Origin of the sequence: Thauera chlorobenzoica, from assembly GCF_001922305.1 — a bacterium.
Lineage (GTDB): Bacteria > Pseudomonadota > Gammaproteobacteria > Burkholderiales > Rhodocyclaceae > Thauera > Thauera chlorobenzoica.
Genome location: NZ_CP018839.1, coordinates 1,875,945 through 1,890,235 on the forward strand (window position 1 = coordinate 1,875,945; position 14,291 = coordinate 1,890,235).

Below are 14,291 nucleotides of genomic sequence, written 5' to 3' on the forward strand. Positions count from 1 at the left end.
ACGGCAGGCCTCAGGGTCTGCCGTAGCCCGTTGACCCGGAGAGCCGGCGCGGGCGATGCGAGGAGCGTCGGGCGCGATGCCCGGTGCGCTAGCACTCAACACAGGAGCGAGCCGTCATGGCAAAGAAAATCATTGGTTACATCAAGCTGCAGGTGCCGGCCGGCAAGGCCAACCCCAGCCCCCCGATCGGTCCGGCGCTCGGTCAGCGCGGCCTGAACATCATGGAATTCTGCAAGGCCTTCAACGCCAAGACCCAGGGTCTCGAGCCGGGCCTGCCGATTCCGGTGGTGATCACCGCCTTCGCCGACAAGTCCTTCACCTTCATCATGAAGACGCCGCCGGCGACGATCCTGATCAAGAAGGCGGCCGGCCTGCAGAAAGGCTCGGCCAAGCCGCATACCGACAAGGTCGGCAAGATCAGCCGTGCGCAGGTCGAGGAAATCGCCAAGACCAAGATGCCCGATCTCACCGCTGCCGACATGGAAGCCGCCGTGCGCACCATCGCCGGCTCCGCCCGCAGCATGGGCATCACCGTGGAGGGCCTGTAATCATGGCGAAACTGTCCAAGCGAGTTCAGGCGCTGCGCGCCAAGGTTGACCGCAACCAGGCCTACCCGGTCGCCGACGCCCTGCGTCTGGTCAAGGAGTGCGCCACCGCCAAGTTCGACGAGTCGATCGATATCGCCGTCAATCTCGGCGTCGATGCACGCAAGTCGGACCAGGTCGTGCGCGGCTCGGTCGTGCTCCCCGCGGGGACCGGCAAGGCGGTGCGCGTGGCGGTGTTCGCCCAGGGCGAGAAGGCCGAAGCCGCGCGTGCGGCGGGCGCCGACGTGGTTGGTTTCGACGATCTCGCCGAGCAGGTCAAGGCCGGCAACCTGGACTTCGACATCTGCATCGCTACGCCCGACGCCATGCGCGTGGTCGGTCAGCTCGGCCAGATCCTCGGTCCGCGCGGCCTGATGCCGAACCCGAAAGTCGGCACGGTGACGATGGACGTGGCCACGGCGGTGAAGAACGCCAAGGCCGGTCAGGTGCAGTACCGCACCGACAAGGGCGGTCTCGTGCATGCCACGATTGGCCGCGCCTCGTTCGAGGTCGAAGCGCTGCAGCAGAACCTCAGCGCCTTCATCGACGCCCTGGTCAAGGCCAAGCCGGCCGCCTCGAAGGGCGTGTACCTGCGTCGCATCGCGGTCTCCAGCACCATGGGTGCCGGGGTGCGCGTGGAAACGGGCAGCGTCAACGCTGCATGATTGCCGCGCCGCCGGTACATGCCGGTGGCGTTGAAGTACTTTGGGCCGTGCCTGCCCGCAAGGATGGGCGCGGATCGTCAAAGACCGCAGGTGCGGGACCCCGAGGGGAATCGCTTAAGCATTCCGGTGGCCTGCGCAGACGGTGTATCCAGAACAGGACCTGGCCCGATGGGCCGCACTCCTGATCCAGGTCGCCGTGGGTGCGAGTCGCGCAGCGCGTGGCTCGTGTGTTGACTTGAAAGGAGGGAAGACCCGTGGGTCTCAATCTCGATGACAAGAAAGCCGTAGTGGCTGAGGTGTCGGCACAGGTGGCCAATGCCCAGACGATCGCGGTGGCCGAGTATCGCGGCATTGCGGTGGGCGATCTCACCGTGCTGCGCGCCAAGGCTCGCGAATCTGGCGTCTATCTGCGTGTGCTGAAGAACACCCTGGTGCGTCGTGCGATCGCCGGTACCCCGTTCGAGGGTCTGGCCGAGCAGCTCACCGGACCGCTGATCTATGGCGTTTCGCAGGATCCGGTCGCTGCTGCGAAGGTGCTCAACGAATTCGCCAAGACCAACCCCAAGCTGGTCCTGAAGGCGGGTTCCTACGCAGGTAATACGCTCGATCTCGCCGGCGTGCAGGCACTGGCTTCGATCCCGAGCCGCGAAGAACTGCTCGCCAAGCTGCTTGGCGTCATGCAGGCGCCGGTTTCCGGCTTTGCCGGCGCGCTCGCCGCCCTCGCCAAGAAGCGCGAGGAAGAAGGCGCTGCCGCCTGAGTGCTGCATCCCGCTACGAAAGTTTTCTGAAAAGTATCGATTCTGGAGTGATTTGAAATGGCAATCAGCAAAGAAGACATCCTGGAAGCCGTTGCTGGCATGACCGTGATGGAACTGAACGACCTGGTCAAGGCGTTCGAAGAGAAGTTCGGCGTGTCCGCTGCCTCGCTGGCCGTGGCCGCCCCGGGCGCCGCTGCCGCTGCCCCGGTGGAAGAGAAGACCGAGTTCGACGTCATCCTCACCGGCACCGGCGAGAAGAAGGTCGAGGTCATCAAGGTCGTCCGTGCCGCTACCGGCCTGGGCCTGAAGGAAGCCAAGGACCTGGTCGATGGCGCACCGAAGGCCGTCAAGGAAGGCATCGCCAAGGCCGATGCCGAGGCCCTGAAGAAGCAGCTGGAAGACGCTGGCGCGAAGGTCGAGATCAAGTAATCCTCGCCTTCCCCGCGGGGCTGGCACTCTTGGGAGTGCCAGCCCTTTCGTGCTTTCTGAACGAGATTGCGGCGACCGCCGCGATGATCGAAGGCAGATCAGAGCGTTTGCGCCGCCCCAGGCGCGCCCGATGACGGCGCCCACGCAGCGAACGTTGTGTCCTGTCTTTCCGATGTTAGCCCTCTAGCCGGAGCATCCATGGCGTATTCCTACACCGAAAAGAAACGTATCCGCAAGAGCTTCGCCAAGCGCGCGGCCGTGCTCGATGCGCCTTTCCTGCTCGCCACCCAGATCGAGTCGTTTGCCGAGTTCCTGCAGGCGGAAACCCTGCCGGACGTACGGCACAACCAGGGTCTGCAGGCCGCGTTCACCTCGATTTTCCCGATCTCGAGCCATAGCGGCAATGCCCGCCTCGAATTCGTTCAGTACATGCTGGGCGAGCCGGCCTTCGACGTGAAGGAATGCCAGCAACGCGGGCTGACCTTCGCTTCGCCGCTGCGCGCGCGCGTGCGCCTGGTCATCATGGACCGCGAGGCGCCGAAGGAAACCATCAAGGAAGTCAAGGAGCAGGAGGTGTACATGGGCGAGATTCCGCTCATGACCACCACCGGCTCCTTCGTCATCAACGGCACCGAGCGCGTCATCGTGTCGCAGCTGCACCGTTCGCCGGGGGTGTTCTTCGAGCATGACCGTGGCAAGACGCACTCCTCGGGCAAGCTGCTGTTCTCGGCGCGGATCATCCCCTACCGCGGTTCCTGGCTGGATTTCGAATTCGACCCGAAGGACTACCTGTATTTCCGCGTCGACCGCCGCCGCAAGATGCCGGTGACGATCCTGCTGCGCGCGATCGGCCTGACACCGGAAGAGATCCTGGCGACCTTCCACGACACCGATACCTTCCACCTGCAGTCCGATGGCGCCCAGTTCGAGCTCGTGCCCGAGCGCCTGCGCGGTGAAGTGGCCCGTTTCGACATCACCACCGCCGACGGCAAGATCATCGTCGCGCGTGAAAAGCGCATCACCTCCAAGCACATCCGCGAGATCGACCAGGCCGGGGTGAAGACCATGGCGGTGCCGGACGATTTCCTCCTCGGGCGCGTGATCGCCAACAACGTTGCCGACCCGGCGACCGGCGAAGTGCTGGCGCGTGCCAACGACGAAATCACCGAGGACCTGCTCGACAAGCTGCGCCTGGCCGGGATCACCGAGCTGAGCACGCTGTACATCAACGACCTCGATCGCGGTGCCTATATCTCGCAGACCCTGCGCATCGACGAAACCGCCGACCAGTGGGCCGCCAAGGTTGCCATCTACCGCATGATGCGCCCGGGCGAGCCGCCCACCGAGGATGCCGTGGAAGGCCTGTTCAACGGCCTGTTCTACGCCGAGGAGCGTTACGACCTGTCGTCCGTCGGGCGGATGAAGTTCAACCGCCGCGCCTACCCGGAAAAAATCGACGACAAGGCGCCGGGCTGGCTCAAGCGCTTCTACGAGCGCGTCGGCGCGCAGGGCGAGGACGGCCCGGGCGTGCTGGTGAACGAGGACATCCTCGCGGTGATCGGTGTGCTCGTCGAACTGCGCAACGGCCGCGGCGAGATCGACGACATCGACCACCTCGGCAACCGCCGCGTGCGTTCGGTCGGCGAACTGGCCGAGAACCAGTTCCGCGCCGGCTTGGTGCGGGTCGAGCGCGCGGTCAAGGAGCGGTTGAGCCAGGCTGAGTCCGACAACCTGATGCCGCACGACCTGATCAACGCCAAGCCGATCAGCGCCGCGATCAAGGAGTTCTTCGGCTCCAGTCAGCTGTCGCAGTTCATGGACCAGACCAACCCGCTGTCCGAGATCACCCACAAGCGCCGCGTCTCGGCGCTGGGCCCGGGCGGCCTGACCCGCGAGCGCGCCGGTTTCGAGGTGCGCGACGTGCACCCGACGCACTACGGCCGGGTGTGCCCGATCGAGACCCCGGAAGGTCCGAACATCGGCCTGATCAACTCGCTCGCGGTGTATGCGCGGACCAACCGCCACGGCTTCCTCGAGACGCCTTATCGCAAGGTCAACGACGGCAAGGTCACCGACCAGATCGATTTCCTCTCCGCGATCGAGGAAGGCCAGTACGTGATCGCCCAGGCCAACGCCGAAATCGATGCCGCCGGCATGCTTGCGGGTGACCTGGTGTCGTGCCGCCACAAGGGCGAATTCCTCCTCGCCACTTCGGACCAGGTCCAGTACATGGACGTGGCGCCGGGCCAGATCGTGTCGGTGGCGGCGTCGTTGATTCCGTTCCTCGAGCACGACGATGCCAACCGCGCACTGATGGGCGCGAACATGCAGCGTCAGGCCGTGCCCTGCCTGCGCCCGGAAAAGCCGCTGGTCGGTACCGGCATCGAGCGCCGCGTGGCGGTCGACTCGGGCACCGCGGTGCAGGCCACCCGCGGCGGGATCGTGGACTACGTGGATGCGAACCGGATCGTGATCCGGGTGAACGACGACGAGACCCTGGCGGGCGAAGTCGGCGTCGACATCTACAACATGATCAAGTACACCCGCTCCAACCAGAACACCAACATCAACCAGCGTCCGGTGGTGCGGGTGGGCGACCGTATCGCCCGCGGCGACGTGGTGGCCGACGGTGCCTCGACCGACCTCGGCGAGCTGGCGCTGGGCCAGAACATGCTGGTCGGCTTCATGCCGTGGAACGGCTACAACTTCGAAGACTCGATCCTGATCTCCGAGCGCGTCGTCGCCGACGACCGCTTCACCTCGATCCACGTCGAAGAACTCACCGTCGTCGCCCGCGACACCAAGCTCGGACCCGAGGAGATCACCCGCGACATCGCCTCCCTCGGTGAAGCGCAGCTGTCGCGCCTGGACGAATCCGGCATCGTCTACATCGGCGCCGAAGTCGAGGCCGGTGACGTGCTGGTGGGCAAGGTCACGCCGAAGGGCGAGACCCAGCTCACACCGGAAGAAAAGCTGCTGCGCGCGATCTTCGGCGAGAAGGCCTCCGACGTGAAGGACACCTCGCTGCGCGTGCCCTCGGGCATGGTCGGCACCGTCATCGACGTGCAGGTGTTCACCCGCGAAGGCATCGAGCGCGACAAGCGCGCGCAGTCGATCATCGACGACCAGCTGCGCAGCTTCAAGACCGATCTCGCCGATCAGATGCGGATCGTCGAGCGCGACGCCTTCGCCCGGATCCGGCGCATGATCGTCGGCCAGAAGGCCAACGGCGGGCCGAAGAAGCTGGCCAAGGGCAGCGAGCTCACCGATGCCTACCTCGACGGCCTCGAGCTCTACCACTGGTTCGACATCCGCCTCGCCGACGAGACTCTGGCGGTGCAGCTCGAAGCGGTGCGCGAAGGCCTGGAGAACACCCGCAAGGACTTCGAGCAGGCGTTCGAGATCAAGAAGAAGAAGCTCACCCAGGGCGACGAGCTGCCGCCGGGCGTGCAGAAGATGGTCAAGGTCTACCTGGCCGTCAAGCGCCGCCTGCAGCCGGGCGACAAGATGGCCGGCCGTCACGGCAACAAGGGCGTGGTGTCGAAGATCGTTCCGGTCGAGGACATGCCCTACATGGAAGACGGCACCCCGCTCGACATCGTGCTCAACCCGCTCGGCGTGCCGTCGCGGATGAACATCGGCCAGATCCTCGAGACCCACCTCGGCTGGGCGGCGAAGGGGCTGGGGCAGAAGATCGACAAGATGCTGCAGGCGAAGGCTTCGGCCGACGAACTGCGCGGCCTTCTCGACCAGATCTACAACAGCAGCGGCAAGGCCGAGGATCTCGCCGGCTTCTCCGACGAGGACGTGGCGGACCTGGCCTTCAACCTCAAGAAGGGCGTGCCGTTCGCGACTCCGGTGTTCGACGGCGCGAAGGAAGAGGAGATCCGCCAGATGCTCGAGCTCGCCGGTCTGCCGGTGGGGGGCCAGGTCACGCTGTACGACGGCCGCACCGGCGAAGCCTTCGAGCGCCAGGTCACGGTCGGCTACAAGCACGTGCTCAAGCTGCACCACCTGGTCGACGACAAGATGCACGCCCGCTCCACCGGCCCGTACTCGCTGGTGACCCAGCAGCCGCTGGGCGGCAAGGCGCAGTTCGGCGGCCAGCGTTTCGGCGAAATGGAAGTGTGGGCGCTGGAAGCGTATGGTGCGGCGTACACGCTGCAGGAGATGCTCACGGTCAAGTCGGACGACGTGACCGGCCGGACCAAGGTGTACGAAAACATCGTCAAGGGCGAGCACAAGATCGATTCCGGGATGCCGGAGTCCTTCAACGTGCTGGTGAAGGAAATCCGCTCACTCGCGATCGACATCGATCTCGACCGCAACTGAGCCGGACCCGCCAACCCGCCTGAGATTGAACCCCGGGGGCAGGGCACCCGTGCCCTGCCCCGGATGGAGTGAACCATGAAGAGCCTGCTTGCTGACCTGTTCAAGCAAACCCTCCCCAGCGAGGAAGAATTCGACGCGATCACCATCGGTCTCGCGTCGCCGGACAAGATCCGCTCGTGGTCCTACGGCGAAGTCAAGAAGCCGGAAACCATCAACTACCGTACGTTCAAGCCCGAACGCGACGGCCTGTTCTGCGCCAAGATCTTCGGCCCGGTGAAGGACTACGAGTGCCTGTGCGGCAAGTACAAGCGCCTCAAGCACCGCGGCGTGATCTGCGAGAAGTGCGGCGTCGAGGTGACCCTGTCCAAGGTGCGCCGCGAGCGCATGGGCCACATCGAGCTGGCCAGCCCGGTCGCCCACATCTGGTTCCTGAAGAGCCTGCCGAGCCGCCTCGGCATGGTGCTCGACATGACCCTGCGCGACATCGAGCGCGTGCTCTACTTCGAAGCCTTCGTCGTCGTCGAGCCCGGCATGACCCCGCTCAATCGCGGCCAGCTGCTGACCGAAGACGATTACCTCGCCAAGGTCGAGGAGTACGGTGACGAATTCGACGCGGTGATGGGGGCCGAAGGCATCGGCTCGCTGCTGCGCACGCTCGACGTCAATCTCGAAGTCGAGAAGCTGCGCGGCGATCTCGAGACCACCAACTCCGAAGCCAAGATCAAGAAATACTCGAAGCGCCTGAAGGTGCTCGAGGCCTTCCAGCAGTCCGGGATCAAGCCCGAGTGGATGGTGCTGCAGGTGCTGCCGGTGCTGCCGCCCGACCTGCGCCCGCTGGTGCCGCTCGACGGCGGCCGTTTCGCGACCTCGGATCTGAACGACCTCTACCGTCGCGTCATCAACCGCAACAACCGCCTCAAGCGCCTGCTCGAACTCAAGGCGCCCGACATCATCGTGCGCAACGAAAAGCGCATGCTGCAGGAAGCGGTCGACTCGCTGCTCGACAACGGCCGCCGCGGCAAGGCGATGACCGGCGCCAACAAGCGCCCGCTGAAGTCGCTTGCCGACATGATCAAGGGCAAGGGCGGCCGCTTCCGCCAGAACCTGCTCGGCAAGCGCGTCGACTACTCGGGCCGTTCGGTGATCGTCGTCGGCCCGACGCTGAAGCTGCACCAGTGCGGCCTGCCCAAGCTGATGGCGCTCGAGCTGTTCAAGCCCTTCATCTTCAACAAGCTCGAGCTGATGGGGCTGGCGACGACCATCAAGCAGGCGAAGAAGATGGTCGAGACCCAGGAGCCGGTGGTGTGGGACATCCTCGAAGAGGTCATCCGCGAACATCCGGTGATGCTCAACCGCGCGCCCACGCTGCACCGCCTCGGCATCCAGGCCTTCGAGCCGGTGCTGATCGAGGGCAAGGCGATCCAGCTCCATCCGCTCGTCTGCGTCGCCTTCAACGCCGACTTCGACGGCGACCAGATGGCGGTCCACGTGCCGCTCTCGCTCGAGGCGCAGATGGAAGCCCGCACCCTGATGCTGGCCTCCAACAACGTGCTCTCGCCGGCCAACGGCGAACCGATCATCGTCCCCTCCCAGGACATCGTGCTCGGCCTCTACTACGCCACCCGCGAGGGCGTGAACGTGCCGGGCGAAGGGATGATCTTCACCGACGTATCGGAAGTGAAGCGCGCCTACGAGTCCGGCCAGATCGCCCTCCACGCGCGCATCACGGTGCGCCTGAAGGAAGCCGACCTCGGCCCCGACGGCGAGCGCATCGAGCGCATCGTGCGCCACAACACGACCGCCGGGCGTGCCATCCTGTCCGAGATCCTGCCCGCCGGGCTGCCCTTCAGCGTCATCGACAAGCCGCTGAAGAAGAAGGAAATCTCCAAGCTGATCAACGTCTCGTTCCGGCGTTGCGGCTTGCGTGCGTCGGTGATTTTCGCCGACAAGCTGATGCAGTACGGCTACGGCCTGGCGACGCGCGCCGGGCTGTCGATCGCGGTCAAGGACATGCTCGTGCCCAAGGCGAAGGAAGAGCTGATCCGTGCCGCCGAGAGCGAGGTCAAGGAGATCGCCCAGCAGTACACTTCAGGCCTGGTGACCGACGGCGAGCGCTACAACAAGGTCGTCGATATCTGGGGCCGCTGCGGCGACCAGGTGGCCAAGGCGATGATGGACCAGCTCGGCTCGGAAGAGGTCGTCGACCGCGAAGGCAAGACCGTGCGCCAGGAGTCGTTCAACGCCATCTACATGATGGCCGACTCGGGCGCGCGCGGTTCGGCAGCTCAGATCCGTCAGCTCGCCGGCATGCGCGGCCTGATGGCGAAGCCGGACGGCTCGATCATCGAGACCCCGATCACGACCAACTTCCGCGAAGGCCTCAACGTTCTGCAGTACTTCATCTCGACCCACGGCGCACGTAAGGGCCTCGCCGACACCGCGCTGAAGACCGCGAACTCGGGCTACCTGACCCGCCGCCTGGTCGACGTCACCCAGGATCTGGTGGTGATCGAGGACGACTGCGGCACGCGCGACGGCTTCGCGATGAAGGCGCTGATCGAAGGCGGCGAAGTGGTCGAGCCGCTGCGCGAGCGTATCCTCGGCCGCGTCTGCGCCGACGACGTGGTCGATCCCGAGTCCCAGGAAACGGTGATCGAGGCCGGCAGCCTGCTCGATGAGGACGCGGTCGAACTGATCGAGAACCTCGGCGTGGACGAGGTCAAGGTGCGCACCCCGCTGACCTGCGAGACCCGTTACGGCCTGTGCGCCAAGTGCTACGGGCGCGACCTGGGCCGCGGTTCGATGGTCAACGTCGGCGAAGCGGTGGGCGTCATCGCCGCGCAGTCGATCGGCGAGCCGGGCACCCAGCTGACGATGCGGACCTTCCACGTCGGTGGCGCGGCGTCGCGGGCGGCGGCGGCGAGCGGTGTCGAGGCGAAGTCGGGCGGCACCATCCGCTTTGCCGGCAACATGCGCTACGTGGCCAACGCCAAGGGCGAAAAGGTCGTCATCGCACGCTCGGCCGAGCTCGTGGTGGCCGATGATCTGGGACGCGAGCGCGAGCGCCACAAGCTGCCTTACGGCGCGACCCTGCTGATCGATGACGGCGCTGCAGTGAAGGCGGGCACCCAGCTGGCGTCGTGGGATCCGCACACTCGCCCGATCGTGACCGAATACGCCGGTACGGTGAAGTTCGAGAACGTCGAGGAGGGTGTCACCGCCGCCAAGCAGATCGACGAAGTGACCGGCCTGTCCACCCTGGTCGTGATCGACGCCAAGCGGCGCTCGACCACCGGCAGCACCAAAGGCGTGCGCCCGCAGGTGAAGCTGCTCGACGAGCGCGGTGAGGAGGTCAAGATCGCCGGTACCGAGCACTCGGTGGCGATCACCTTCCAGGTCGGTTCGCTGATCACGGTGAAGGACGGCCAGCAGATCAACGTCGGCGACATCCTCGCCCGCATCCCGCAGGAGTCGGCCAAGACGCGCGACATCACCGGCGGCCTGCCGCGTGTCGCCGAGCTCTTCGAGGCGCGCGCGCCGAAGGACGCCGGGATGCTCGCCGAATACACCGGGACGGTGTCGTTCGGCAAGGAGACCAAGGGCAAGCAGCGCCTGGTGATCACCGAGCCGGACGGCACTTCGCACGAGTTCCTGATCCCGAAGGACAAGCACCTGATGGTCCATGACGGCCAGGTGGTGAACAAGGGCGAACTCATCGTCGACGGCCCCGCCGATCCGCACGACATCCTGCGCCTGCAGGGGATCAGCGAACTGGCACGCTACATCATCGACGAGGTGCAGGACGTCTATCGCCTGCAGGGCGTCAAGATCAACGACAAGCACATCGAGGTGATCGTCCGCCAGATGCTGCGCCGCGTGGTCATCACCGATGCCTGCGATACCCGCTTCATCCGCGAAGAGCAGGTGGAGCGCTCCGAAGTGCTGGACGAGAACGACCGCATCGAGGCCGAAGGCAAGCTGCCGGCGCAGTACGAGAACGTGCTGCTGGGCATCACCAAGGCTTCGCTGTCGACCGACTCCTTCATCTCGGCGGCCTCGTTCCAGGAAACCACCCGGGTGCTGACCGAGGCGGCGATCATGGGCAAGCGCGACGAGCTGCGCGGCCTCAAGGAAAACGTCATCGTCGGCCGCCTGATCCCGGCCGGCACCGGCCTCGCCTACCACCGCAGCCGCAAGGCCCAGGAGGAAGGGGCGGATCTCGGTCTCGAGCATGCCTGGGCACCCGCCGAAAACGTTGTCGAAACGCAGCAGGACATCGAGGCCAGTTGACTTTTCGATCAGCCTCGGACTAAACTCCGGCCTCTTTTTTGTGGACTGACCAATCGTAGTCGGTCGCAGCCGGAATAATCCGCCCGAGGCGGCCTGTGGTGGGCTGCCTCGGTCTTATGGGAAATTCTTAAGCTATGCCAACAATCAATCAGCTTGTCCGCAAGCCGCGTCAGATGGAAGTTGCCAAGAGCAAGGTTCCGGCGCTGGATGCTTGCCCGCAGAAGCGCGGTGTCTGCACCCGCGTCTATACCACGACGCCGAAGAAGCCGAACTCGGCGCTGCGTAAGGTTGCCAAGGTTCGCCTGACCAACGGTTTCGAGGTCATCTCGTACATCGGCGGTGAAGGCCACAACCTGCAGGAGCACTCGGTGGTGCTGATCCGCGGCGGTCGTGTGAAAGACTTGCCGGGTGTGCGCTATCACATCGTCCGTGGTTCGCTTGACCTCCAGGGCGTCAAGGATCGTAAGCAGTCGCGTTCGAAGTACGGTGCCAAGCGCCCGAAGAAAGCCTGATTGTTGGTCAAAGAAATTTAGCGAGAGGTTGCCATGCCGCGTCGTCGTGAAGTACCCAAGCGCGAGGTTCTGCCGGATCCGAAATTCGGAAGTCAGGATGTCTCGAAGTTCATCAACGTGATCATGCAGTCGGGCAAGAAGTCCGTTGCGGAGCGCATCGTCTATGGCGCGTTCCAGCACATCACCACCAAGGCGAAGGATCCGCTGGAAGTGTTCGCTGCCGCGGTCGGCAACGTGAAGCCGGTGGTGGAAGTGAAAAGCCGCCGTGTCGGTGGTGCAAACTATCAGGTTCCGGTCGAAGTGCGCCCGTCCCGCCGCATGGCCCTGTCGATGCGCTGGCTGCGCGAAGCGGCGCGCAAGCGCGCCGAGAAGTCGATGGCCCAGCGCCTTGCCGGCGAGCTGATGGAAGCCGCTGAAGGGCGCGGATCGGCCATGAAGAAGCGTGAGGAAGTTCACCGCATGGCCGAAGCGAACAAGGCGTTCTCTCACTACCGCTTCTGATTTTCTTTGGTAGCGGTAATTCGGGCCCTGTACAGGGCTCGAATGTTTTCTAACGCATGAAATGGCTCATCGCGTCACAAGCGCGCATAACAGAAGGCAGGTAAAACGTGGCTCGCAAGACACCCATCGAGCGCTACCGCAATATCGGTATCTCCGCTCACATCGACGCAGGCAAGACGACTACGACTGAGCGCATCCTCTTCTACACCGGCGTGAGCCATAAGCTCGGTGAGGTGCATGATGGTGCTGCGACCACTGACTGGATGGTGCAGGAGCAGGAGCGCGGCATCACCATCACGTCGGCTGCCGTGACCTGCTTCTGGAAGGGAATGGACAACTCCTTCCCTGAGCATCGCTTCAACATCATCGACACTCCGGGGCACGTCGACTTCACCATCGAAGTCGAGCGCTCGATGCGCGTGCTCGACGGTGCGTGCATGGTGTACTGCGCGGTCGGTGGCGTTCAGCCCCAGTCCGAGACGGTGTGGCGCCAGGCGACCAAGTACAAGGTGCCGCGCCTTGCCTTCGTGAACAAGATGGACCGCTCCGGCGCCAACTTCTTCAAGGTCGTCGATCAGATGAGGACTCGCCTGAAGGCGAATCCGGTTCCGGTCGTCGTGCCGATCGGCGCGGAGGATTCGTTCAAGGGCGTCATCGATCTGCTCAAGATGAAGGCGGTGATCTGGGATGAGGCTTCCCAGGGTATGAAGTTCGAATACCACGAGATTCCGGCCGAGCTCCTCGGCGTGGCCGAAGAGTGGCGTGCGAACATGGTCGAGGCGGCTGCCGAAGCCAACGAAGACCTGATGAACAAGTACCTCGAGGAAGGCGAGCTGTCCGAGGAAGAGGTCATCGCCGGCCTGCGCGCGCGCACCTTGGCGTGCGAGATCCAGCCGATGCTGTGCGGCACCGCGTTCAAGAACAAGGGCGTGCAGCGCATGCTCGATGCGGTCATTCAGTATCTGCCTTCGCCGATCGATATTCCCCCGGTCGCCGGCGTCGATGATGACGAGAAGGAAGTCGTGCGCTACGCCAAGGACGACGAGAAGTTCTCGGCCCTGGCGTTCAAGCTCATGACCGACCCCTTCGTCGGTCAGCTGACCTTCATCCGCGTGTATTCGGGCGTGCTCGAGTCCGGTTCGACCGTGCTGAACTCGGTCAAGGGCAAGAAGGAGCGCATCGGCCGCATCCTGCAGATGCACGCCAACGATCGCGAAGAGATCAAGGAAGTGCTGGCGGGCGACATCGCTGCCGTCGTCGGCCTGAAAGATGTCACCACGGGTGAAACCCTGTGTGATGTGTCGGCGCCGGTGATCCTGGAGCGCATGGTCTTCCCGGATCCGGTGATTCACGTTGCCGTCGAACCGAAGACCAAGAGCGACCAGGAGAAGATGGGTCTGGCGCTGGGGCGTCTGGCGGCCGAAGATCCGTCCTTCCGCGTGCGCACCGACGAGGAGTCGGGGCAGACGATCATCTCGGGGATGGGCGAGCTTCACCTCGAGATCATCGTCGACCGGATGAAGCGCGAGTTCAACGTTGAAGCCAACGTCGGCGCGCCGCAGGTTGCCTATCGCGAAACGATCCGCAAGGCGGCGAACGACGTCGAGGGCAAGTTCGTCAAGCAGTCGGGCGGTCGCGGCCAGTATGGTCACGTGGTCATCAACCTCGAGCCGGCCGAGCAGGGCAAGGGCTACGAGTTCGTCGATGCGGTCAAGGGCGGCGTGGTTCCGCGCGAATACATCCCGGCGGTCGACAAGGGCATCCAGGACACGCTCAACAACGGCGTGCTCGCCGGCTTCCCGGTGGTCGACGTGAAGGTCACGCTGCACTTCGGCTCCTACCACGATGTGGACTCGAACGAGAACGCATTCAAGATGGCCGGTTCGATGGCGTTCAAGGATGCAATGCGCAAGGCCAGCCCGGTTCTGCTCGAGCCGATGATGGCGGTGGTGGTCGAGACCCCGGAAGACTACATGGGCAACGTCATGGGCGACCTTTCCGGCCGCCGCGGCATCGTCCAGGGGATGGACGACATCCCTGGCGGCATGAAGGAAATCAAGGCCGAGGTGCCGCTGGCCGAAATGTTCGGCTACGCTACCCAGCTGCGCTCGCTGACCCAGGGTCGGGCAACCTACTCGATGGAATTCAAGCATTATGCCGAAGCGCCGAAGAGCGTCGCCGAGGCGGTGATCAGCAGCCGCAAGTAATTTCAGTTACTCA

Annotated in this window: 9 protein-coding genes; all 9 read left to right on the top strand. The window is 64.5% G+C overall.

All coding sequences use genetic code 11. The features are described 5' to 3' along the window. Positions 1-116: 116 nt before the first annotated feature. The 9 genes from rplK (at position 117) to fusA (ending at position 14,278) form a co-directional block, all read left to right on the top strand. A complete protein-coding gene (rplK, locus tag Tchl_RS08680) occupies positions 117-548 on the top strand; it encodes a 50S ribosomal protein L11 (protein WP_075148054.1) in 432 nt (143 codons plus the stop codon). A gap of 2 nt (positions 549-550) precedes the next feature. After that, positions 551-1,249 (top strand): 50S ribosomal protein L1, encoded by a 699-nt coding sequence (gene rplA / locus Tchl_RS08685; protein ID WP_075148055.1) that lies wholly within the window; start codon positions 551-553, stop codon positions 1,247-1,249. Between the two features lie 254 nt (positions 1,250-1,503). Continuing rightward, positions 1,504-2,007, top strand: a complete 504-nt coding sequence (rplJ, locus tag Tchl_RS08690) for a 50S ribosomal protein L10 (protein WP_075148056.1) — start codon at positions 1,504-1,506, stop codon at positions 2,005-2,007. A 57-nt stretch (positions 2,008-2,064) separates the two neighbouring features. Continuing rightward, positions 2,065-2,436, top strand: a complete 372-nt coding sequence (gene rplL, locus Tchl_RS08695) for a 50S ribosomal protein L7/L12 (protein ID WP_075148057.1) — start codon at positions 2,065-2,067, stop codon at positions 2,434-2,436. A gap of 198 nt (positions 2,437-2,634) precedes the next feature. Further along, on the top strand, positions 2,635-6,768 hold the full coding sequence (rpoB, locus tag Tchl_RS08700; protein WP_075148058.1) for a DNA-directed RNA polymerase subunit beta: 4,134 nt from the start codon (positions 2,635-2,637) through the stop codon (positions 6,766-6,768). A gap of 75 nt (positions 6,769-6,843) precedes the next feature. Next, positions 6,844-11,058 (top strand): DNA-directed RNA polymerase subunit beta', encoded by a 4,215-nt coding sequence (gene rpoC, locus Tchl_RS08705; protein WP_075148059.1) that lies wholly within the window; start codon positions 6,844-6,846, stop codon positions 11,056-11,058. 134 nt (positions 11,059-11,192) lie between these two features. Next, entirely contained in the window at positions 11,193-11,570 is a 378-nt protein-coding gene (gene rpsL, locus Tchl_RS08710) for a 30S ribosomal protein S12 (RefSeq protein ID WP_075148060.1), read from the top strand. A gap of 33 nt (positions 11,571-11,603) precedes the next feature. Continuing rightward, entirely contained in the window at positions 11,604-12,071 is a 468-nt protein-coding gene (gene rpsG, locus Tchl_RS08715) for a 30S ribosomal protein S7 (RefSeq protein ID WP_075148061.1), read from the top strand. Between the two features lie 107 nt (positions 12,072-12,178). Continuing rightward, complete coding sequence (gene fusA / locus Tchl_RS08720) at positions 12,179-14,278, top strand: elongation factor G (RefSeq protein WP_075148062.1); 2,100 nt, start codon at positions 12,179-12,181, stop codon at positions 14,276-14,278. Positions 14,279-14,291 lie beyond the last annotated feature (13 nt).